This window comes from Actinoplanes sp. NPDC004185 (assembly GCF_053603475.1).
Map to the genome: position 1 here is coordinate 158,879 of NZ_JBSGFR010000017.1, position 20,853 is coordinate 179,731.

Genomic DNA, 20,853 nt, shown 5'->3' on the forward strand with positions numbered 1-20,853 from the left:
ACTCAATGCCTGTCGGCGTTGTCAACGATCCGTTGACAACGCCCGGTGCAGGGCAGCGGCGGCGAGCCGGACGTGGCCGGGCAGGGGCGCCGCGGCGAGGTCCTCGTCGGCTTGCGCGGCGAGCGCATAGAGGCCGCCCGGTGGTGCGTCCAGGGCCGTCCGCACGGTCGCCCGGACCAGGGCGGCGCGCGGGAACCGGGTCGTCCAGCGGCGGTCGGTGGCGATGCCGCGGTGCAGGTCGTCGACCGCCGCGCGCAGGGTGACGATGCTGTGGGCGTACCGGAGGTCCTGCTCGTGGCGCCGCGACCGCGCGGCCGCGACCAGCCGTTGCCGGCGCTGCTCGGCCGCCTGGCGGCTGGTCAGGCCCAGCGCCGCGGCGACCTGGCTCCAGGTGGCCCCGGCCTGGCGCGCCGGTCGATCAGCTCGAGCTCACGCTCGTCCAGGGCGGCGCGGGCCGCCCCGAGCTCGGCGAGGTGCCCGAGCTCAGCCTCCACCGCGCGTCACCATGACGTCGATACCGTCGAGGACGCGGGTCAGCCCGAAGGTGAAGGACGACTCCGGATCGCCGTCGCCGGCCGCGAAGATGCCGGCCGCCGAGGCCGCGGCCAGGGCGGGCATCCGGTCCGGCGTGACGAAGTGGGCGATCAGCCGGCCGTACTCGGCCTGGTCGCCCGGCCGGCGCTGGAGCAGGACGGCGCCGAGCGCGGCCTCGCCGCGGACGAAGTGCAGCACCGTCATCAGCACCTCGAACCGCTCGGCCGGGCTGAGGGCGGTGTCGTCCAGGGCGGACAGACCGCGGTCGAGCCAGGCGAGCTGACCCGGGTCCAGCGGCGGCCGGCCCGCGGTGACCTGCAGGATCCACGGGTGGGTGTAGTAGACGCCGCGCAGGGCCCGGGCCCAGGTCTCCAGGGCCGCCCGCCAGCCGGTGGCCGGCAGCTCGGGCGGCGGACCCGGGGCCGCGTCGGTCATGAACGCCAGCAGCTCGTCCTTGTTGGACACGTGCCGGTAGAGGGACATCGGCGCGCTGCCGAGCCGCTCGGCCAGGCGGGCCATGGACAGGGCCGCGATGCCGTCGGCGTCGGCGAGCGCGATGCCGGCCGCGACGATCCGGTCGCGGCTCAGGCCCCGGCCGCCGGGCCGGTCCGGCTCACCCCAGAGGACGCGCAGCGTACGCGGGATCTCGGTCGTCACGGTGGCCATCCTACGAGCGCCTCTTCCGAAGCTTGTGCGTATGCCATACGCTCCCTGCGTACGACATACGCAACCGGAGGGGGACGGCGATGACGACAAAACGGGGATGGTGGCGGCGACCGTGGGTCTTTCCGCTGGGGGTGGTGGTGGCGCTGTTCCTGGCTTTCTCGCTGCCGCCGTACCTCAGCCTCGACCCGGACCGCTCCCGCGTCCCCCAGCCGGAGGCTCTCGGCGTCGCGCACTACTGGACGCTGGTGCCGCACGTGCTGTTCGGCAGCGTCGCGCTGGCCACGGCGGTCCTGCAGATCTGGCCCTGGCTGCGGGCCCGGCACCCGGTCTGGCACCGGCGGCTCGGCCGGCTCTACGTCTTCGGCGGGGTGCTGCCGGCCGGAGTGACCGCGCTGGTGGTGGGCGCGTTCACGCCGTTCGGGCCGGCGACCCGGGCGAGCAACCTGCTGCTGGCCGTGCTGTGGCTCGGTTGCACCCTGGCCGGCTGGCGGATGGCCCGGCAGCGCCGCTTCGCCGAGCACCGGCGGTGGATGATCCGCAGCTTCGCGCTGACCGCCTCCATCATCACCAACCGGATCTGGGGTGCGATCGCCGTGATCACGCTCTCCCCGCAGCTCGACACGACCTTCCACGGTGACGAGGTGTTGTTCAGCTGGGTCGTGTCCGCCGTGGCGGCCTGGCTCGGGTGGACGCTGCCGCTACTGGCGGCAGAGTGGTGGCTCGAGCGCGACCGCACCCGCAACCGCCGCGTCCGCGACCGCCGCCTCCCCGCCCGACCTGCCGTCGTCGTCGACGAGCCCTCCGCCGTCGCCCACCGATGAGGGGCCGCGGCGGAGCACGACGGCTCCGATGAGCAGCGCACCGAGGGTGAATCCGGCCGCGGTCAGGAAGGCGCGGCTGTAACCGTCGCGCAGCGCCGCGACCTCGGCCGCGCCGGCGGCCAGGCTCGCATCGGTGACCCGGGCCGCCACCACCGCCAGCACCGCGAGGCCCAGCGCGGCCCCGGCCTGCTGGGCCGTGTTCGTCAGGCCGGACACCAGCCCGGTCTCCCGCGGACCGGCACCGGCCATCGCCAGCATGATGATCGCCGGGATGACCACGCCGATACCGAGACCCATGATGAGCAGGGCCGGCAGGACGTCGGTCAGGTACCGCGGCTCGACCGGCACCCGGACCAGCAGCAGCAGGCCCGCGGCCAGCACACCCAGCCCGGTCAGCAGCACCGGCCGGGCACCCAGCCGGGCCGTCACCCGGGGCGCCACGAACAGTGAGATCAGGCCGATCACGATCGGGGTCGGCAGGAACGCCAGGCCGGTCCCGATCGCGTCCAGGCCGAGCACCCGCTGCAGGAACAGCGCGTTGACGAACTGGAAGCCCATGCCGGTGGCGAAGATCAGCACCACCGCGGCACCGGTGCCCAGCAGCCGGCGGCGGCCCAGGACGGGTAGCGGGGCGAGCGGGCGGCGGGCGTACCGCTGGCGGAGCAGGAAGGCGACGACCAGGAGGGCGGCCGTCACGCCGTACCAGAGGACACCGTCCACAATGGCGTAGACGCCCAGCGACAGTCCCGCGGTGATCAGGACCGCTCCGCTCACGTCCATCCCGTCGCCCAGGCCGAGGCCCGCCTCGCGGGGCAGCACCCGCAGCGCGCCGGCCAGGACCGCGACGCCGATCGGCACGTTGACCAGGAAGATCCAGGGCCAGCCGGCGGCCTCGGTCAGCAGCCCGCCGGCCACGAAGCCGAAGGCGGCCCCGCCGGCCTGGGTGAAGCTGTAGACGCCGATCGCCCGGGCCTGCGGGCCCGGCTCCGGATAGAGCCGCACGATCAGGCTGAAGATCACCGCGGAAGCCAGCGCGCCACCGACTCCCTGCACGAACCGGCCCGCCACCAGCAGCCCGGCCGTGCCGGCCAGACCGCAGAGCAGGCTGGCGGCGGTGAAGACACCCAGTCCGGCGAGGAAGACCCGGCGGGCCCCGAGCAGGTCGCCGATGCGCCCGGCGAGCAGCAGGAAACCGGCGAAGCCGATCAGATAGCCGTTGACGACCCAGGCCACCCCGGCGGGCGAGAAGCCGAGATCCAGCTGGATGGCGGGCACGGCGACGGCCACGATCGTGCTGTCCAGCACGATCATCAGCGACATCGCGCAGAGCACGGCGAGCGCCGGGCCCCGACGGGGGTACGCGGAAGCAACCATGGTGCGACCGTAACAGATAGTCCGCTTGCAGACTATCTAGATGTCACCTATTTGCCGCCTGGCGTGCTCGCCGCACCGGCCTGGGCCCCGGCTCCAGGCCACCGTCGACCAGCTGCCGCAGCGCCGCGACGAACGCCTCGCGGGCCTGCTCAGGCAGCGCCCCCAGCGCTTCGGCGTGCACCTGGTCGACGATCCGCTGACCCTGCTCGGCGGCGGCCCGGCCGGCCTCGGTGACCGCGATGATCCGGGCCCGCCGGTCGGTCGCCGACGGGCGGCGCTCGGCCAGTCCGAGCCGCTCCAGGTCGTCCACGGTGCTGACCATGGTCGTCTTGTCCAGATCGGCCAGGGCCGCGAGCTGGATCTGGGTGCGCTCCTCCTCGAGGGCGTGCACCAGGACGCACTGCATGCGCGGCGTGAGATCGACGGCGGCCAGCGCGGCGGCGAGCCGGTTGGACAGGGCGTGACCAGCCATGTTGAGCAGGCCGGTGACATCGCGCTCGGTGCGCTCGGGGGCTGCGGACGACATGACCGAAGCGTAACGCGCGATCATCCCGTACCGGATGATTGCTTTTCCGGACGACTTCCCGGCTCAGCGTGTCGTCTTCTTCTCGCCGGGCACCGGCCGAGAAGACCCCCCACGCAGCGGAGTCCCCCGCCTGCGGTGCGTTGTTAGCGTCATGCCCCGAGCCGGACGGCTCGGGGCAATCAGGACAACAGCGCGTAGGAGCAGCCATGTATGCGGTCATCGATGTGGAGACCACCGGGCTGCGCGCGAGCTGGCACGACCGGATCATCGAGATCGCCGTCGTCCACCTCGACGAGCAGGGCCGGGTGCAGGACGAATGGTGCAGCCTGCTCAACCCGGACCGGGATCTCGGGCCGCAGCACATCCATGGCATCTCCGCCGCCGAGGCCGGCCGGGCCCCGGGCTTCGCGCAGCTCGCCGGGATGATCGCCGGCCGGCTGCGGGGACGCACGCTGGTCGCCCACAACCTGGCCTTCGACGCGCTGTTCCTGGCGGCCGAGTTCCGCCGTCTCGGCCACACCGCGCCGATCGACGCCCGGTACGGCCTGTGCACCATGCTGCTCGCCCCGCACTTCCTGCCCAGCGCCGGCCGCAGCCTGCTGGACTGCCGCCGGGCCGCGGGCATGCCCGCCCACCAGGCGCACTCCGCGCTGCACGACGCCCACGCCGCAGCCGATCTGCTCGCCCACTACCTGACGATCACCGGCGCCCCGCCCCCGTGGTCACCGACCCTCGCCGGAGCCCGGTCGCTGCCGTGGCCCGCGCTGCCGGCGACCACGGCCGCCGCCGTGCCCCGCCGCTCCCCCGGCGTCCGGGAACCGCACTTCCTCACCCGCCTCGCCGACCGCCTCCCCCGTCAGCAGGAGCCCCGGGCGGACGCCTACCTGGACCTGCTCGACCAGGCGCTGCTCGACCGGCACATCTCCAACGCCGAGGCGGACGGCCTGCTCGCCGTGGCCGAGTCCCTCGGGCTCGGGCAGGCCGACGTCCGATGCCTGCACAAGCGGTACCTGACCGGTCTCGCCACCGTTGCGCTGGCCGACGGCGTCCTGACCCCGGCCGAGCGACACGACCTGGCCGGGGTGGCCGCCCTCCTCGGGCTGGCCCCGACAGCCGTGGACAAGGCCCTGGCCGACGCCGCGCGGACGACGGCCGGTGCGGACCGGCAGTTCTGGCAGCTGCGGCGCGGCGACCTGGTGGTCTTCACCGGGACCATGGAACCCGACCGCGAGCAGTGGCACGCCGAAGCCGAAGCAGCCGGTCTGGTGGTCGGCGACGCCGTGAACAAGCGGACCCAGCTGCTCGTCGCGGCCGACCCCGACTCGATGTCCGGCAAGGCCAAGAAGGCCCGCCAGTACGGCATCCCGGTCGTGCACCCGGTGGCGTACCGCGCGATGGTGGAAACGCTGCTGCTCCCGGCCTGATGGACGACCGACGGACCCCCGTGTGAACCCGCCGGCCGTCGTCATCAGTGCGCGGTCAGTGCCGCCCAGCCGGGCGCCGTGGGCACCCAGCGCAGCGGCATCCGCGCCTCCGCCGGCGTGCGGTCGCCCTTGCGCTGGTTGCAGCGCCCGCAGGCCGCGACGGTGTTGAGCCAGGTGTTGCCGCCGCCCCGCGAGCGCGGCAGGACATGGTCGATGGTGGACGCGGCGCCGCCGCAGTACGCGCAGCGCCGGCCGTCGCGGGTCAGCACGCCGCCGCGGGACCAGCCCGGGCCGCGGCCGTGCCGCCAGCGCGTCACCACGTAGCTGACCAGGCGGACGACGGTCGGGATCGGGAAGACACCCATCCGGGCGTCCGGCCGCGCCTCCTCCACGACCGCCACCTCACGGCACAGCATGCGGATGGCGTGCCGGACGCTGACCCGGTGCAGTGGCCCGAAGTCGGCGTTGAGAACCAGCACCACACTCATCGCGGGTCACCTCCCCCATGTTCTCGGCCACGAAAAAGCCGTCCGTCCCACGGGCACAGGGGACGAACGGCGGCCGGTCGGCGCGGATGCGCGTCAACCGGGGCCGTCGGCCCTGCTCTCGTGCCGGAAGGCAGTCACGTGAATCTCCCTTTGGTCCCGGTGATCCGGGACACGTCGCTGCTGAGAAAGGTAGGCGGCGGGGCCACCGTGGACAACCGAATAAAGATCCGTCAGGCGGACAGTTCGCGGCGTACCGCGACGCCGAGCTGGGCCAGCCCGATCACGCCCAGGAGCAGCCACCCGATCGCCGCCACCAGCACGACCGTCGTCTCCCAGCCCGGGTGGACCAGGCCGGCCACCCCGCCGACGAGCAGCCCGCTGATGGCCACCGAGACCCGGGTCGGGCGCTCTCCCAGCGTCACGATGCCCAGGCCGTCCATGCCGCCGGCCGCGGCCCGGGCCCGGACGTACTCGTGCAGCCAGCTCACCGCGGCGCCGGCCGCCGCCAGCCAGCCCGGCACCCCGGCCACCCAGAAGGCCGCCAGCCAGGCCAGCTCGCCCAGCCGGTCGGCCACCGAGTCGTAGACGAAACCCAGCCGGCTGGTCCGGTCGGTCACCACGGCGACCGCGCCGTCGAGCGCGTCCGCGAAACCGGCGAGCAGCACCAGCCCGGCCCCGAGGAGCAGGCCGGACCGGCCGAGCAGCGCGGCGAACGGCACCGCGAGGCAGAGCAGCAGCCCGCAGGCGGTGACGGTGGCCGGGCTGATCCGCAACCGGCCGAGCAGGCTGCCGCCGCGGTAGGCCAGCCTGATCCAGCCGCGCACGACCGGCGCGGCGGACTCGGGGTCGAAGCCGCCGTGCAGCCTGGACCAGGCCGCCGCGTACTCCTGCCAGGTCAAGCCGGGACGTTGGCGGCCAGGTGTTGCCACACCTCGCGGGTCGCCGTGGATCGGTTCATGGTGATGAAGTGGATGCCCGGCACGCCCTCGTCGAGCAGACGCTGGCACATCTCACTGCACAGGTCGATGCCGAGCGCGCGCACCGCCGCGTCGTCGTCGGCGACCCGCTCGAAACGGGCCAGCAGCGCCGGCGGGAACGGGGCACCGGACAGCTGAGCGGCCCGGGCGATGGTCGCCATCCGCAGCACGGGCATCACCCCGGGCACGATGGGCGTGTCACAGCCGGCCGCCGCGACCCGGTCTCGCAGCCGCAGATATTCGTCGGCCTCGAAGAACATCTGCGTGATGGCGAAGTCGGCACCCGCCCGGCACTTGCTGATGAAGTTGCGGGTGTCGCTCTCGATGTCGGCCGAGCGCGGGTGCTTGTAGGGGAAAGCGGCGACGCCGACGCTGAAGTCACCGGCCTCGCGCAACAGCCGCACGAGATCCTCGGCGTAGAGCACGCCGTCGGGGTGGCGCACCCACTCGCCCATCGGATCACCGGGCGGGTCACCCCGCACGGCGAGCACGTTGCGGATGCCGGCCCCGGCGAGCCGCCCGACGACGTTGCGCAGCTCGGCGACGGAGTGGTTGACCGCGGTGAGGTGGGCCATGGGCAGCAGCGTCGTCTCGGTGGCGACGCGCTCGGTCACCGCGACGGTGGTGTCCCGGGTGCTGCCGCCGGCGCCGTACGTGATCGAGACGAAGTCGGGCCGCAGCGTCTCCAGCTCCCGGATGGTCTGCCAGAGCAGCTGCTCACCCTCGCGCGACTTGGGCGGCATGAACTCGAACGAGAAGGTGGGGTCCGGACGACGGATGAGCTCCCCGATCGCCGGAGACGTCGGGAGCCGCGAAGGAAGTCCGAGAGACACACCGCAGACTCTACCGGCTGGCGGACCCGGCCAGACCCGCTAGGTTGGCCCCGTGACGTCCCCGCTAGAACGCGCCGGCCTGCGGTCCCGCGTCGACAAGGCCCTCGCCGCGTTCCTCACCACCCAGCGGTCCCGGCTGCTCGCCATCGACGGGGTGCTGGCCGACCTGGCCGACGCCCTCGACGACTTCGTGCTGCTCGGCGGCAAGCGGCTGCGCCCGGCATTCGCCTACTGGGGCTACCGCGGCGCCGGCGGGGCCGACTCCGAGCAGGTCGTCGCCGCCGCCGCGGCGCTCGAGCTGGTGCAGGCCAGCGCCCTGATCCACGACGACCTGATGGACCGCTCCGACACCCGCCGCGGCGAGCCGTCGATCCACCGCCGGTTCGCGGCCCGGCACGCCGCGGCCGGCTGGCGCGGAGCCGGCGACAGCTTCGGCGACAGCGCGGCGGTGCTGCTGGGCGACATGGCGCTGGTGTGGTCGGACGAGCTGCTGCACACCTCCGGCATCGAACCGGCCGACCTGGCCCGGGCCCGCCCGGTCTTCGACGAGATGCGCACCGAGGTGACCGCCGGGCAGTACCTGGACGTCCTCACGGTGGTGACCGGCGACATGTCGACGGAGCGGGCCGGCAAGGTGGCCCGGTACAAATCAGCGAAATACACGGTCGAGCGGCCACTGCTGCTCGGTGCGGCCCTGGCCGGCGCGCCGGAAGCACTGGTGCGGGCCTACTCGGGCTACGGACTGCCGCTGGGCGAGGCCTTCCAGCTGCGCGACGACGTCCTCGGGGTGTTCGGCGACCCGGCGCAGACCGGCAAGCCGGCCGGGGACGACCTGCGCGAGGGGAAGCGCACGTACCTGGTGGCGGCCGCGCACGCCGCACTCGGCCCGGAGGAGCGCGCCGAGCTGGAGGCCCGGCTGGGCGATCCGGCGCTGGACGACGCCGGGGTCGAGCGGCTGCGTGCGCTCATCCGCGACAGCGGGGCGCTGGCGCGGACCGAGGAACGGATCACGGCGCTGACGACCGCGGCGCTGGCTGAGCTGGCGGCGGCGGAGGTCGAGGCGGAGGCGCGGGGGGTGCTGCTCGAGCTCGCCGACGCGGCCACGCGGCGAGCCGTCTGAGCGGGATCAAGATCAAGGTCACCGGGATCAAGATCAAGGTCACATTGCGGTCGTGCCTGGTTGCATGGTGCTGACCGTCGCTCCCGCCGAATGCCGGGTGCGTGCGTGGTCAGACCCGTTCGGCCGACGGCCGGCGGGAGCGCCTGGGTCGGCTGGGGCAGCGCGTCGGTCGCCGTGAACAGATCCAGCGAGAACATGCTCGCGTCGTCGCGGACGGCGTAGGGCAGCCGGGCGGCACCGCTGCGATTCCCGTCAGGAGCCCGGACCGGCTCGGCCGCTGCCGGCCTGCGGTGCGCGTGCCGACCACCAGCAGCACCAGCACGAAGAGAAGAGTGGCCGTCACCGGGATCATGCTTTCCAGCTGGGCCGCCGGATCAGGCCGTCGTACTGCTCGGGGCTGAGGAACTGCCACCCCGCGTCGTCACCGGGCGGCGGTGGCACGGTGAGTGTGGCCCCGGCCACCAGCACAGCCGCCGCGATGCTCAACCCCCACCGTGCCGGGCGGCGGTCAGCCAGCAGGTCACCGCGGATCGCGTAGGCGAGCAGACAGAGCGTCGCCAGGACCTCGGCGTGGCGGTACAGCGGCCTGGCGAACAGCACCCCGATCACGTGCACCACCGCCAGCAGAGCCGCGGCGGTCAGGAGCCACGGCCTCAGACGCACCGCGGGATGGTGTCACATGTCGGCGGAGTCGCGCTGTCCCAGCCGGGCCCGGGCCCACCTCAGCAGCCGGCTGCCCTCGCCCGCCGCCGGTGTGCGCTGCACCCCGCGGCGGCCCAGCCAGACCCAGACCGACAGGGTCAGCAGCACCATCGCGAAGCCGAACAGCAGGTCCTCGACCGGCGCGTAGGCCAGCCGCCAGCCGATGATCGCCGCCGGGTCGTAGATGACGATCCGGCGGCCGGTCAGGATGCCGTTGGACAGCAGCTGGAACGTGATGATGATCGGGTACGTGGCCCAGAACACCACCCGGGTCACCAGCCGGGTCCGCAGCACCGCCAGGTCCACGATCAGCGCCCCGGCCACGCCGAGCAGCGCCGCGACGGTGTAGGTCATTCGTCACCGGCCGGGCGGCGCAGCACGGCCCGGACCGCCTCGAAGCCCAACACGGCGCAGACCGGCACCACGACGAAGAACAGCACCTCGTCCAGCGGCAGGCCGCCCGGGAACAGCACGCCGGTGGTCTGTTCCGGGTCGAAGGTCCAGTGCCCGGCGGCGATCGCGCCCAGGTCCCACAGCACGAAGATCACCACGACCGGCAACAGCGTGAGCAGCAGCCGCCGCCACCGGCGCAGCACGTTGACCTTCAGCACCGGTTCCAGCCAGATCGCGGACACCAGGCAGCCCGCGAGCACGAGGAGGTACGCCAGGTGTCGCATGTGGGCGGTCAGAAACCGAGCGCCTGGGCACGCCGCTTGACCTCGCGGGCCCGGTCCCCGCCCAGGCCCTTGGCGCCGCAGCCGTCCACGGTCTCGTCCGGCTCGTAGAGCCACCGCAACGCCTCTTCGTCGTTGTACCCAGCGTCGCGAAGCAACGTGAGGATGCCGGGGAGGTGCTTGAGCACGGTGCTGTTGGCCACCAGCTCCGCCGGCACCACGCGGACACCGTCGCGCCGGACGGCGAGCAGAGCACCGTCGCGGATCATCTGGTGCACCTTGCTGATCGACACGCCGAGCTTGTCCGCCACGTCGGGCAGGTTGATCCACTCGGTCGGGCCGGTGGGCTGCGGGGCCCCCGCCTCACCCACGGTTACGGAATCGGTCACCCGACCAGCGTGCCATGCCCGCTCCGCGGCTGACCAAGCGGAGCATGCGGAACCGGGAAGTCCCCGGTTCCTCGAGATCGGAGAACAGTCCCGATGACCATGTGGCGCAAAGCCCGCACCGAGGTGGCCGGAGCGTGGCGCTCGGTGCGGTACGACCTGGGCCGGCCCGAGCCGGACGCCGACGGGCCGGAGGCCGGCGTCAGGGACGGCCGTCCGTTCGCCGGTCACCCGGACGTGACCTCGACCGGGCTCAGCACCTTCGGCGGTGCCGGCATGACCGGTGGGCTGCGCACCTCGTACGGCGAGCAGCTGGTGCCCCGGCCCCGGCGGATCGCGGCGGTCTCGGCCTTCGGCGTCCTCGCGGTGGCGGGGGCCGCGGGCAGCTACTTCGCGGTCGTCAACGGGATCGGTGCGCTGGTCGGCGAGAAGCCGGCCGGGGCGGAGCCGTACCCGCTGGCCGCCGAGGCGCCGCGCGGCTCCGAGGGTGATCTGTCCAACTCGGGCCTGGGCCGGGGCACCGCCTACGCGCCCGGTGGCCGGCCGGCGGCGGCGGCCAGAACGACCGCTGAGCCCGTACCCGGGTCGATCCGGGTGTTGCCCACCACGGCCGGCGGCAAAGCGCCGCTCGCTCCGCCGGCGGTCGCGCCGGTGCCGCCGCGGACCACCACGGCCGGGCGGCCGGACACCCGGCCGACCGACTGCTGCCTGTCCCCGCCGGTGCCGACGCCCACCGCGCCGGTGCCGACGCCGCACAGCCCGTCGGCGACGCCTTCGCCGTCGTCCTCGCCGGACGGCAGCGACTCGCCGGAGCCGAGCGAATCGCCCGTTTCGGCGGAGCCGTCCGGGCCGGACGACACCGCGGGGACGGACCAGGACGAGAGCCGGGCACGCCACGCAGGACGGCACTGATCCGATTTGTCACGATAAACGACTCGCGGGGCCTCGGCCGCGCGGGTCGTTTTCTCCACTTTGCCCTGGTCAGGACTGCGCGCTGTACCCGTTCGGTCTCAGCTGTGAGATCCTGGGCTGCCCCAGCCCGAAGGACACATACACTTCACGCCGATGGACACGACTGTCGCCGACACGTTGATCGGCACGACGATTGACGGGCGCTACCGGATCACCGGTCGCGTGGCCCGTGGTGGCATGGCGACTGTGTACACCGCTGTGGACGACCGGCTCGAACGCACGGTGGCCCTGAAGATCATTCACCCGTCGCAGGCGACGAACGTGCACTTCGTCGACCGCTTCACCGACGAGGCGAAGACCATCGCCCGGCTCACCCACCCCAACGTCGTCGCCGTGTACGACCAGGGCCGCCACCAGGGCCTGCCGTACCTGGTCATGGAGTACGTCCAGGGCCGCACCCTGCGCGACCTGCTGATCCAGCGCCGCCGGCTCAACCCGGTCGAGGCGCTGGCCATCTGTGAGCAGATGCTCTCGGCCATCGCCGCCGCGCACCGCGCCGGGCTCGTGCACCGCGACGTCAAGCCGGAGAACGTGCTGGTCGCCGAGGCGCCCAGCGGCGGCATCGCCAACCTGATCGACAGCGTGGTCAAGGTGGCCGACTTCGGCCTGGCCCGCGCGGTCGAGGCCAGCAGCACCGACGAGTCCGGCCAGCTCATGGCCACGGTCGCCTACGTGGCGCCCGAGCTGGTCACCGACGGGCACGCCGACGCGCGCACGGACGTCTACTCGGCCGGCATCGTGCTCTTCGAGATGCTCACCGGCCGGGTCCCGTACGACGGCGACGAGCCGGTCGAGGTCGCCTGGCAGCACGTCGACAACGACGTCCCGGCGCCGTCCAGCATCGTCAAGGGCCTGCCCACCGTGCTCGACGACCTGGTCGCCCGGGCCACCCGCCGCGACCCGGGCGCCCGCCCCACCGACGCCGGCGCACTGCTGGCCGAGGTGCAGGTGGTCCGCGACGACCTGGGCGCGGCGAACGTCGAGACCGCGCTGCTGCGCCAGGTCCCGGCCCGCCCGCCGGCCGCGGACGCCACCGCACTCGTGCCCGCCATCACCACGACCTTCCCGGCCACCGGCGGCGACCGCCCCGGCTGGGCCCGCCTGCCGGAGCAGGGCCGGGTCCGCGGCGGCCAGCGCCGGGCCGGAGCGCCGCCCCAGCGCGCCGCCGGCGGTCTGCTCGGTCGCTTCAACGGCGACCGGCGGCAGATTCTCATCATGGCGGCGGTGGCGCTGATGGTGCTCGTCGTCGTCGGCAGCACCTGGTGGGTCACCCTCGGCCGCTACACGGACACCCCGCAACTGGTGAACATGAGCCGGGCCCAGGCCGAGCAGGCCGCCACCAAGGAGGGCTTCGAGCTGCGCATCCGCGACGGCGCGTTCAGCGAGAACGTCCCCAAGGACGTGGTGCTCAGCCAGGATCCCCCGCCCACCGAGCGCATCCTCAAGGGTGGCGTCGTCTCGCTGACCCTCTCGCTGGGCCCGGAGCGCTATCCGGTGCCCGACGTGGTCGGCAAGGAGCTGGCCGTGGCCCGCGGCGAGATCGAGGGCACCAAGCTCAAGTTCAAGGAAGGCAAGGGCAAGTACAGCGACACCATCCCGCAGGGCGTGGTCATCTCCACCGACCCGAAGGCGGACGCGCAGCTCAAGCCGGGCTCGACGGTGACCGTGGTGGTCAGCAAGGGCCGGGCGCCGATCACCGTGCCGGACCTGACGGGCAAGAACATCAACGACGCCCGCGGTGAGGCCCAGCGGCTCGGCCTGACCGTGGTGGAGCAGTACAAGGACGGCGACCAGCCCGCCGACCAGGTCATCGAGCAGTCCCCCAAGCCGGGCACCGGCGCGGAGAAGGACGACGAGATCAAGCTCGTGGTCAGCAAGGGCCCGCCGCAGGTCGGCGTCCCGGACGTGAACAACCAGCCCTGTCAGCAGGCGAAGGGCGTCCTGGAGTCGCAGGGCCTGCGCGCCCGCCTGGACTTCAATCCCAACGGCGTGGTCCGGATCCAGAACCCGCCGGCCGGCACGCCGGTGCCGCCGCAGACCGAGGTGGTGCTGACGTGCGCGTGAGCAGGCCGGTCGGCTCGCACACGAGGACGTCGGGGGGCCTGGCCAAGGCGGCTTTGCCGTACGCGGACGCGGCCGGGTCCGAGGCGGTCCAGGTCTACGTCTCGAATTCCCGCGGCTGGGCGCTGCCGCCCGGTGACCCGAAGCAGGACACGCTGTTCCGGGACGGCTGCGGCGAGCGGGGGCTGCCGGCCTACATCCACGCGTCGCTGCTGGTCAACCTGGGCTCACCCACCGAGCAGACGGTCCAGCGGTCGGTGGAGACGCTGGAGCACGCGCTACGCCGCGGAGCCGCGATCGGCGCGACGGCGATCGTCTACCACGCGGGCAGCTCGGTCGACCCGGCCCACGACGACAAGGCGCTGCACCAGCTGCGCGAGGCGTTGCTGCCGCTGCTGGACGTCGCGGCGGCCCAGGGCCTGCCGAAGGTGCTGGTGGAGCCCAGCGCGGGCGGCGGGCGCAGCCTGGCGTCGAAGGTGCAGGACCTGGGGCCGTACCTGGAGGCGGTGGAGCACCACCCGTGGCTGGGCGTCTGCTTCGACACCTGCCACGCCTGGGCGGCCGGGCACGACCTGGCCCGGCCGGGCGGCATGACCGAGACGCTGGACGCCCTGGTGGCCACGGTCGGCCCGGGCCGCCTGCAGCTGATCCACGCCAACGACTCGAAGGACGAGTGCGGCTCGACCCGCGACCGCCACGAGCGCATCGGCGAGGGCCGGATCGGCGCGGCGGCCTTCGCCGAGCTGCTGGCCCACCCGGCGACCGCGGGCCTGCCGGTGATCGTGGAGACCCCGACCGAGCAACACGAGGGCCACGCGGCGGACATCGCCCTGCTCAAGGAGCTGCGGCCCGAGCGGTGAAGCCCACGATCACGACCGATCTGGTACGCGCCCTGATCGCCGAGCAGTTCCCGCAGTGGAGCGACCTGCCCGTGACGCCGGTGCCCCGGCAGGGCTGGGACAACCGCACGTTCCGGCTCGGTGATCAGCTGTCCGTGCGGCTGCCCAGCGCCGAGGGCTACGTGGCGGCGGTGGAGAAGGAGAACCGCTGGCTGCCCGAGCTGGCCGGGCACCTGCCGTTGCCGGTGCCCTCTCCGGTGGCGGCCGGGCGTCCGGGGGCCGGTTACCCGTACCCGTGGTCGGTCCGGCGATGGCTGGCGGGCGACACCCTCGAGGACGCCGCGGCGGTCGACCGCGTCCGGCTGGCCCGCGACCTGGGCGAGTTCCTCACCGTGCTGCGGCAGGCTCCCGTGCCCGGGCCGCCCGGCGGCCGGCATTCGTTCTTCCGGGGCTGCCACCCCAGCGCCTACGCCGACGAGGTCGAGCGGGCCCTGAAGGACCTCGGGGACGCCGTGGACGTGCGGGCGTGCCGGGCGGTGTGGGCCGAGGCGATGGACTCGTCCTGGGAGTCGGCGCCGGTCTGGTTCCACGGGGACATCGCGGTCGGCAACCTGCTGGTCCGCGACGGGCGGCTGGCCGCCGTCATCGACTTCGGCACCTGCGGTGTCGGCGACCCGGCCTGCGACCTGGTGATCGCCTGGAACACCCTGGAAGGGGCCGAGCGCGCAGCCTTCCGCGACGCCGTCGGCCTGGACCGGCAGACCTGGCAGCGGGCCCGCGGCTGGGCGCTGTGGAAGGCGCTGATCATGCTGGCCGAGCCGGGCGCCGGTCCGGCCTGGCGTCACGTCGTGGACCAGGTGCTGGCCGATCCGGTCGTCAGCGCTCCGCGCGGCCCGTGCCGGTCAGGTCGCCCTCGATGGTCTTGCGCACCTCCGTCCGGCTGATCGTGTCGTCGTCGATGGGCAACGGCTCGAAGGCGGTGGTGAAGGTGCCGGTGGCACGGCGGGTCATCGGAACTCCTCGGCGATGCGGGACAGCGTCGGCTCCTGATGTAACCAGAAGCGTCAGGAAAGCAGACCCCGAAGCACCGTGATCGCCACGTCGATGTCGTCGTCGGTCACGTCCAGGTGGGTCACCAGGCGGGCCGTACGCGGCAGCATCGCCGCCATCAGCACTCCCCGCTCGGCTGCCGCCGCCACCAGCGACGGCGCGTCCAGGGCCGACTTCGTCAGGTCCAGCAGCACCAGGTTGGTCCGCACGTCCTCCGCCCGTACCACCCCGAGCGGCTCGAGGGCCTCGGCCAGCCGCCGGGCCCGCGCGTGGTCGTCGGCCAGCCGCGTCAGGTGGTGGTCCAGGGCGTGCTGTCCGGCCGCGGCCAGGATGCCGACCTGGCGCATGCCGCCGCCCAGCCGCTTGCGGAGCACCCGGGCCTGCGCGATGTGGGCCGCGCTGCCCACGACCAGCGAGCCGACCGGCGCGCCCAGGCCCTTGGACAGGCAGACCGACAGCGTGTCGAAGAGCTGCCCGTACGCCGCGAGCGGCACACCCTCCGCGACGTGCGCGTGCCAGATGCGGGCGCCGTCGCAGTGCAGGGCCACGCCCGCCGCGTCGGCCACCGTACGCAGGCGGCGCAGGACCTTCAGCGGGACCACCGTGCCGCCGCCGAGGTTGTGGGTCTGCTCGACGGCGACGGCCCGGGTTGCCACCGACGGGTAGCCGTCCGGGCGGATCATCGCCTCGATCTGCTCCGGATCCAGCGCCGCGCCCACCGACGGCCAGGTACGGGTGGAGATGCCCCCGAGCGCAGCCGCCGCACCCTGCTCGTAAGTGACCACGTGCGCGTCGGCGCCGGCCAGCAGCTCGCCGCCGCGCGGGACGACGAGTTGCAGGGCGATCTGGTTGGCCATCGTGCCGGACGGGGCGAACAGGGCCGCCTCGTGCCCGAACAGCTCGGCCACCTGCCGTTCCAGCGCGATGACCGTCGGGTCGTCGCCGAAGACGTCGTCGCCCACCGCTGCCGTCGCCATGGCCTCGCGCATCGCCGCGGTCGGCCGGGTGACCGTGTCGGACCGCAGATCAGCCACGCAGCATCTCCGCCACCAGGAAGGCCAGCTCGAGGCTCTGCTGGGTGTTCAGCCGCGGGTCGCAGGCGGTCTCGTAGCGGCCCGGCAGGTCGAGGTCCTCGATGCCCTGCGCGCCGCCCAGGCATTCGGTGACGTCCTCGCCGGTCAGCTCGATGTGGATGCCGCCCGGGTGGGTGCCCAGGCCGCGGTGCACCTCGAAGTAGCCGAGGACCTCGTCGACGACCCGGTCGAAGTGCCGGGTCTTGTAGCCGTTGGACGACTCGTGGGTGTTGCCGTGCATCGGGTCGCACTGCCACACCACCTTGGCCCCGGTGGCGCTGACCTTCTCCACGATGGCCGGCAGCGCGTCGCGGACCTTGCCGTTGCCCATCCGGCTGATCAGCGTGAGCCGGCCCGGGATGTTGTCCGGGTTGAGCTTCTCGCACAGCTCGATGGCCGTCTCCGGGCTGGTGCCGGGGCCGAGCTTGACGCCGATCGGGTTGGCGATGCGGCTGATGAAGTCGATGTGCGCGTGGTCCAGCTGCCGGGTGCGCTCGCCGATCCACAGGAAGTGCCCGGACAGGCCGTACGCCTTGCCGTCGGAGACGCGGGTCAGCGCGCGGTCGTACTCCAGCGCCAGCGCTTCGTGCGAGCAGTACAGGCTGACCGTGCGCAGCGCCTCGTCCTCGGTCATGCCGCAGGCGCGGATGAAGTCCAGGGTGCGGTCGATCTCGCGGGCGATCGCCTCGTAGCGCTCGCCGGCCGGCGAGGCCCGGACGAAGTCCTTGTTCCAGTCGTGCAGGCCGGCCAGGTCGGCCAGGCCGCCCGCCAGGTACGCCCGCAGCATGTTCATCGCCGCGGCCGAGTTCGCGTACGCCCGGATCATGCGCTGCGGGTCGGCCACCCGGGCCGCCTCGTTCGCGTCCAGCGAGTTGATCAGGTCACCGCGGTACGCCGGCAGCCCGAGCGAGTCCGTCGCCGCGGACCGGGGCTTGGTGTACTGCCCCGCGACCCGGGCCACCTTGACCACCGGCATCGAGGCGCCGTACGTCAGCACGACGGCCATCTGCAGCAGCGTGCGGGCGTTGGCCAGCAGGTGGCTCTCGGTGTTGTCCGCGAAGGTCTCGGCGCAGTCGCCGCCCTGCAGCAGGAAGGCGCGGCCCTCGCAGACCTCGGCGAGGCGGTGCCGGAGCTGGTCGACCTCGTAGGGCGCGACGATCGACGGGACGGTGTCGAGGACCCGGCAGACCGAGGCGACCTCGTCCATGTCCGCCCACGGCGGCATCTGCAGGCGCGGGAGCTCCCGCCACTTGTCCAGCCCGAGGGCGGAGTCCTCGGCGGAGTCGGTGGATGGGCGGGACGTCTGCAGGGCGGTGGTCCCGACCCCGGGATGACTGAGCTGGTGCCACTCTCGGCGCATGTCGGAAGCCTAATCCGCGCAACGAAAGGGGGCGCCGGGAGGATCCCCGGCGCCCCACGATCTAGGAAGAGATCAGCTGAGGCCGTTCTTGATGGCCGTGATCAGCTCACCGTTGGCGGTGTCGCCGGAGAACTCCCAGAAGAACGCACCGCCCAGACCCTGCTGCTTGGCGTAGGTCATCTTGCCGGCGATGGTGCTCGGGGTGTCGTAGCTCCACCAGTTGCTGCCGCACTTGGCGTACGCGGTGCCGGCGACCGTGCCGGTGACCGGGCAGCTGTTCTTGAGGACCTTGTAGTCCTCGATGCCGGCCTCGTAGGTGCCCGGTGCCGCGCCGGTCGCCGTGCCGCCCGGGGCGGCCTGGGTGACGCCGGTCCAGCCGCGGCCGTAGAAGCCGATGCCCAGCAGCATCTTGTTCGACGGGACGCCCTTGCTCTTCAGCTTCTGGATCGCCGCGTCGGACCAGAAGCCCTGCTGCGGGATGCCGGTGTAGGAGGTGAGCGGCGAGTGCGGGGCGGTCGGGCCCTGCGCGGCGAAGGCGCCGAAGTAGTCGTAGGTCATCGGGAAGACCAGGTTCAGCTTCGAGATGCCCGAGGCGTAGTCGGCCGCGTCCAGCTTGCCGCCGTTGGAGCCGTCGGCCGAGATCGCCGAGGTGACCAGGAAGTTCTGGCCGAACTTGGTGCGCAGGGCCGAGATGACCTTGTTGTACGAGTCCGGGCCGCTGGCGTCGCACTGCAGGCCACAGGCGTTCGGGTACTCCCAGTCGACGTCGATGCCGTCGAAGACGTCGGACCAGCGGGAGTCCTTGACCAGGTTGTAGCAGGAGTTGGCGAACGCGGTCGGGTTCGCGGCGGCCTGGGTGAAGCCACCGGACCAGGTCCAGCCGCCGAACGACCAGATCACCTTGATGTTCGGGTACAGCTTCTTGAGCTTGCGCAGCTGGTTGAACGAGCCGCGCAGCGCGCCGGTGTCCCAGGTGTCGGCGACGCCGTCCACGCTGTCGGCCGCGGTGTAGGCCTTGTCGTAGTCGGCGTACGCGTCACCGATCGAGCACTGGCCGCCGGTGGTGTTGCCGAAGGCGTACAGGATGTGGGTCAGCTTGGCCGCCGAGCCGCTCGTCACCAGGTTCTTGACGTGGTAGTTGCGGCCGTAGACGCCCCACTCGGCGAAGTAGCCCACGACGGCCTTACCGGCCGGGCCGTTGGTCGGCGGGGTCGTCGGCGGTGTGGTGGGCGGGGTCGTCGGAGGGGTCGTCGGGGGCGTGGTCGGCGGGGTGGTGGTGGGGGGCGTGGTCGGTCCACCGCCGCAGGCACCCTTGTCGGCCCAGACGCCCCACTCGCCGCTGGCCGTGGGCACCTCGTTCTGGGTCCACCACTTCGCGGTGTAGTTCTTCGACTGGTACGAGACGGAGTTGTCCTTGACGTAGACCGCCGAGGCGCTCCAGGCGGGGGCACAGGCGGTGGCGGCCGAGGCCTGGACCACGGGGACCGCAGCGGTCGCGACCGCCACGATGGCCCCGGCCCATAGGGCGCGGCGGAGGGATTTCTTCACTGCGTCTCCTCAAGAACAGTTAGGAAACTTTCCAAAGGGAAGTTGAAGAGACGGTAGTCACATCTATGAACATGAGTCAAGAAGGTCATCGCTGATTAAGCGCGTCCTTAACTTTTCTTCCGGACGTCGCCACGGCGTGCACTCGCTCGCGCACAGCGCGTAGTCTGCCGTCATGACCATCTTTGCCGTCGACATCCACACACTCTCGGGCGGACCGGCCGATATGGAACGCTACCGCGATCATGTCGTCCTGGTGGTCAATGTGGCCTCCCGCTGCGGCCTCACCCCGCAGTACGCCGGACTCCAGGCGCTCGCCGACATCTACGCCGACCGCGGGCTGGTCGTCCTCGGTGTCCCGTGCAACCAGTTCGGCGGCCAGGAGCCCGGCACCGCCGCGGAGATCGAAGATTTCTGCCAGGTGAACTACGGCGTGACGTTCCCGCTCACCGAGAAGGTGGACGTGAACGGGCCCGGACGCCACCCGCTCTACCGCGAGCTGGTCGGCGACGGCCCCGACATCCAGTGGAACTTCGAGAAGTTCCTGGTCGGCCCGGACGGTGCGGTGGCCGCCCGGTTCGGCCCGCAGACCGACCCCCAGGACGGCGAGCTCATCGCCGCCGTCGAGAAACTGCTCCCCCGCTGAGCTGCCGATGAGCATCCACGTGATCGGCGTCGACGCGTACGCCCTGGGCTGGGTGGGGGTCGAGCTGCGCGACGGCGCGTTCGGCCGGGCGATGCTGGCGTCCACCCTGTACGAGATCGTCGCGGGCAGCTCCGGCGCGGCCGTGATCGGCGTCGACATCCCGCTGGGCATGCTCCCCGACCGCTGGCGCGCCGCGGACACCCTCGCCGCCGACCAGCTCGGCCCTCGCCGCAGCAGCGTCTTCCGGGTGCCACCGCGCGCGGTGTGGCAGGAGGGCGACTTCGCCGCGGCCAACCGGCTCTGCCGCGAGCTCACCGGCGCCGGGCTCAGCCGCCAGTCCTGGGCGTTGCGGCCCAAATTGCTCGAAGCCAACGCCATCTGGGAACGGCACCCGGGGCTGCTCTTCGAGGCCCACCCCGAGGTGTCGTTCCGGCAGATGGCGGGCGAGCCCCTGGCGTACGCGAAGAAGACCTGGACCGGTCAGGCCCGCCGCCGGCAACTGCTGGCCAAGCACGGCATCGTGCTGCCCGACCAGCTCGGCCCGGCCGGGCAGGCCCCGCCCGACGACATCCTGGACGCCGCCGCGGTGGCCTGGAGCGCCCACCGGATGGCGACCGGGGCGGCGCAGAGCCATCCCAGCCCGCCGGAGGAGAACAACGGCGCCCGCATCGCCATCTGGTACTAGGTCGCGTTTCATAAAGCTTTGAGCCATTGGTTGATGGCGGCGACGGTGAGGGTGGCTTCGTAGCGCACGGCCAGCTTGTCGTATCTGGTGGCCATGG

21 protein-coding genes and 2 pseudogenes are annotated in these 20,853 nt (G+C 72.7%); 9 read left to right on the top strand and 14 right to left on the bottom strand.

The window, feature by feature from the left end:
- Positions 1-21: 21 nt before the first annotated feature.
- Positions 22-494: pseudogene (locus ACWEOZ_RS19535) on the bottom strand (hypothetical protein).
- Entirely contained in the window at positions 484-1,191 is a 708-nt protein-coding gene (locus tag ACWEOZ_RS19540) for a TetR/AcrR family transcriptional regulator (RefSeq protein ID WP_451912086.1), read from the bottom strand. The pseudogene ACWEOZ_RS19535 and the gene ACWEOZ_RS19540 overlap by 11 nt, the downstream one beginning before the upstream one ends.
- An 89-nt stretch (positions 1,192-1,280) precedes the next feature.
- On the opposite strand from ACWEOZ_RS19540, the pseudogene ACWEOZ_RS19545 reads away from it, so the two are divergent.
- A pseudogene (locus ACWEOZ_RS19545) lies at positions 1,281-1,871 on the top strand (DUF2306 domain-containing protein); the annotation flags it as partial.
- A gap of 27 nt (positions 1,872-1,898) precedes the next feature.
- Here ACWEOZ_RS19545 and ACWEOZ_RS19550 read toward each other — a convergent pair.
- On the bottom strand, positions 1,899-3,395 hold the full coding sequence (locus ACWEOZ_RS19550) for an MFS transporter (RefSeq protein WP_451912087.1): 1,497 nt from the start codon (positions 3,393-3,395) through the stop codon (positions 1,899-1,901).
- A 43-nt stretch (positions 3,396-3,438) separates the two neighbouring features.
- Entirely contained in the window at positions 3,439-3,921 is a 483-nt protein-coding gene (locus ACWEOZ_RS19555) for a MarR family winged helix-turn-helix transcriptional regulator (RefSeq protein ID WP_451912088.1), read from the bottom strand.
- Positions 3,922-4,127: 206 nt separating this feature from the next.
- On the opposite strand from ACWEOZ_RS19555, the gene ACWEOZ_RS19560 reads away from it, so the two are divergent.
- Positions 4,128-5,345, top strand: coding sequence for an exonuclease domain-containing protein (locus ACWEOZ_RS19560; protein WP_451912089.1), 1,218 nt, complete (start codon positions 4,128-4,130; stop codon positions 5,343-5,345).
- A 44-nt stretch (positions 5,346-5,389) separates the two neighbouring features.
- Here ACWEOZ_RS19560 and ACWEOZ_RS19565 read toward each other — a convergent pair whose 3' ends face one another.
- The 3 genes from ACWEOZ_RS19565 to metF form a co-directional block, all read right to left on the bottom strand.
- A complete protein-coding gene (locus ACWEOZ_RS19565; protein ID WP_451912090.1) occupies positions 5,390-5,833 on the bottom strand; it encodes an HNH endonuclease in 444 nt (147 codons plus the stop codon).
- A 230-nt stretch (positions 5,834-6,063) separates the two neighbouring features.
- Positions 6,064-6,732 carry a CDP-alcohol phosphatidyltransferase family protein gene (locus ACWEOZ_RS19570; RefSeq protein WP_451912091.1) on the bottom strand — a complete coding sequence of 223 codons (669 nt, stop codon included), beginning with the start codon at positions 6,730-6,732 and terminating at the stop codon, positions 6,064-6,066.
- On the bottom strand, positions 6,729-7,643 hold the full coding sequence (metF, locus tag ACWEOZ_RS19575; protein WP_451912092.1) for a methylenetetrahydrofolate reductase [NAD(P)H]: 915 nt from the start codon (positions 7,641-7,643) through the stop codon (positions 6,729-6,731). Before metF ends, ACWEOZ_RS19570 begins: the two co-directional genes overlap by 4 nt.
- 52 nt (positions 7,644-7,695) lie before the next feature.
- Here metF and ACWEOZ_RS19580 point away from each other — a divergent pair, with 52 nt between their 5' ends.
- Positions 7,696-8,763: a polyprenyl synthetase family protein gene (locus tag ACWEOZ_RS19580; protein ID WP_451912093.1), complete on the top strand. Its 1,068-nt coding sequence runs from the start codon at positions 7,696-7,698 to the stop codon at positions 8,761-8,763.
- Between the two features lie 348 nt (positions 8,764-9,111).
- Here the strand turns inward: ACWEOZ_RS19580 and ACWEOZ_RS19585 are convergent, their stop codons facing one another.
- From ACWEOZ_RS19585 to ACWEOZ_RS19600, 4 genes are read right to left on the bottom strand one after another with little or no spacing between them, the layout of a single operon-like run.
- Positions 9,112-9,426, bottom strand: coding sequence for a hypothetical protein (locus ACWEOZ_RS19585; RefSeq protein WP_451912094.1), 315 nt, complete (start codon positions 9,424-9,426; stop codon positions 9,112-9,114).
- A 12-nt stretch (positions 9,427-9,438) separates the two neighbouring features.
- Positions 9,439-9,819 (bottom strand): lycopene cyclase domain-containing protein, encoded by a 381-nt coding sequence (locus tag ACWEOZ_RS19590; protein WP_451912095.1) that lies wholly within the window; start codon positions 9,817-9,819, stop codon positions 9,439-9,441.
- Positions 9,816-10,142, bottom strand: coding sequence for a lycopene cyclase domain-containing protein (locus tag ACWEOZ_RS19595; RefSeq protein WP_433726564.1), 327 nt, complete (start codon positions 10,140-10,142; stop codon positions 9,816-9,818). The genes ACWEOZ_RS19590 and ACWEOZ_RS19595 overlap by 4 nt, the downstream gene beginning before the upstream one ends.
- 8 nt (positions 10,143-10,150) lie before the next feature.
- Positions 10,151-10,528 carry an Rv2175c family DNA-binding protein gene (locus tag ACWEOZ_RS19600; RefSeq protein ID WP_451912096.1) on the bottom strand — a complete coding sequence of 126 codons (378 nt, stop codon included), beginning with the start codon at positions 10,526-10,528 and terminating at the stop codon, positions 10,151-10,153.
- A gap of 93 nt (positions 10,529-10,621) precedes the next feature.
- Here ACWEOZ_RS19600 and ACWEOZ_RS19605 point away from each other — a divergent pair, with 93 nt between their 5' ends.
- From ACWEOZ_RS19605 to ACWEOZ_RS19620, 4 genes are all read left to right on the top strand, one after another.
- Positions 10,622-11,437: a hypothetical protein gene (locus ACWEOZ_RS19605; protein WP_451912097.1), complete on the top strand. Its 816-nt coding sequence runs from the start codon at positions 10,622-10,624 to the stop codon at positions 11,435-11,437.
- A gap of 153 nt (positions 11,438-11,590) precedes the next feature.
- Positions 11,591-13,561: a Stk1 family PASTA domain-containing Ser/Thr kinase gene (gene pknB, locus ACWEOZ_RS19610; RefSeq protein ID WP_451912098.1), complete on the top strand. Its 1,971-nt coding sequence runs from the start codon at positions 11,591-11,593 to the stop codon at positions 13,559-13,561.
- A complete protein-coding gene (locus ACWEOZ_RS19615; protein ID WP_451912099.1) occupies positions 13,552-14,418 on the top strand; it encodes a deoxyribonuclease IV in 867 nt (288 codons plus the stop codon). The genes pknB and ACWEOZ_RS19615 overlap by 10 nt, the downstream gene beginning before the upstream one ends.
- Positions 14,415-15,341 (top strand): aminoglycoside phosphotransferase family protein, encoded by a 927-nt coding sequence (locus ACWEOZ_RS19620; RefSeq protein WP_451912100.1) that lies wholly within the window; start codon positions 14,415-14,417, stop codon positions 15,339-15,341. The genes ACWEOZ_RS19615 and ACWEOZ_RS19620 overlap by 4 nt, the downstream gene beginning before the upstream one ends.
- Before the next feature lie 120 nt (positions 15,342-15,461).
- Here the strand turns inward: ACWEOZ_RS19620 and ACWEOZ_RS19625 are convergent, their stop codons facing one another.
- The 3 genes from ACWEOZ_RS19625 to ACWEOZ_RS19635 form a co-directional block, all read right to left on the bottom strand.
- Entirely contained in the window at positions 15,462-16,481 is a 1,020-nt protein-coding gene (locus tag ACWEOZ_RS19625) for a threonine aldolase family protein (RefSeq protein WP_451912101.1), read from the bottom strand.
- A complete protein-coding gene (locus ACWEOZ_RS19630; protein ID WP_451912102.1) occupies positions 16,474-17,880 on the bottom strand; it encodes a class II 3-deoxy-7-phosphoheptulonate synthase in 1,407 nt (468 codons plus the stop codon). The genes ACWEOZ_RS19625 and ACWEOZ_RS19630 overlap by 8 nt, the downstream gene beginning before the upstream one ends.
- A gap of 72 nt (positions 17,881-17,952) precedes the next feature.
- Positions 17,953-19,428 (bottom strand): glycosyl hydrolase family 18 protein, encoded by a 1,476-nt coding sequence (locus ACWEOZ_RS19635; protein WP_451912103.1) that lies wholly within the window; start codon positions 19,426-19,428, stop codon positions 17,953-17,955.
- 172 nt (positions 19,429-19,600) lie between these two features.
- Between ACWEOZ_RS19635 and ACWEOZ_RS19640 the strand changes: the two genes are divergently transcribed.
- Complete coding sequence (locus tag ACWEOZ_RS19640; protein WP_451912104.1) at positions 19,601-20,071, top strand: glutathione peroxidase; 471 nt, start codon at positions 19,601-19,603, stop codon at positions 20,069-20,071.
- Positions 20,072-20,078: 7 nt separating this feature from the next.
- On the top strand, positions 20,079-20,756 hold the full coding sequence (locus ACWEOZ_RS19645; RefSeq protein ID WP_433726548.1) for a DUF429 domain-containing protein: 678 nt from the start codon (positions 20,079-20,081) through the stop codon (positions 20,754-20,756).
- The last annotated feature ends 97 nt before the right edge of the window (positions 20,757-20,853 follow it).